Below are 516 nucleotides of genomic sequence, written 5' to 3'. Positions count from 1 at the left end.
TGCTAAACGCATCGCTGCAAGCCTCAACGACGCTTCAGACTTCGGCCCGATCAACCATAAGAAGGTCGCACGCATCATGAAATCCATGGGGCTGAAAGGCTTTAGTAAACGGCGTCGGTGTATCACCACCAGGCGCACGCCTGGCCGTCGAGTCATGCCCGATTTAATAGGCCGCAAATTCACAGCTGACAGGCCAAACCAGGTCTACGTAGGCGATATCACCTACCTGCCGTGTAAGGGCGGCAAGAACATGTACCTGGCCACGGTCATCGACGTCTACTCGCGCAAACTTGTCGGCCATGCACTCGCCGATCACATGCGGGTATCGCTGGTTATCGAAGCTTTATCTCATGCAAGGAAAGTCCGAGGAAGCCTTAAAGGGGCAATTTTCCATTCCGATCATGGCAGTGTGTACACCTCACAAGCATTTAGAGAGCACTGCGCTGTACTTGGTGTTCGCCAATCCATGGGAGCAGTGGGTACAAGTGCCGATAATGCCCTGGCAGAATCGTTTAA

1 protein-coding gene is annotated in these 516 nt (G+C 53.3%); it reads left to right on the top strand.

Translation table 11 applies throughout. The features are described 5' to 3' along the window. Positions 1–516 (top strand): IS3 family transposase (locus HMPREF2822_RS13090; RefSeq protein WP_118790715.1); only part of this gene is annotated, 516 nt, incomplete at both ends.

It is taken from the genome of Corynebacterium sp. HMSC062E11 (genome assembly GCF_001811845.1).
Classification (GTDB): Bacteria; Actinomycetota; Actinomycetes; order Mycobacteriales; family Mycobacteriaceae; genus Corynebacterium; species Corynebacterium hesseae.
Note: the sequence above shows the minus strand (reverse complement) of the source record. Positions and strands in the feature narration are given on the sequence as shown.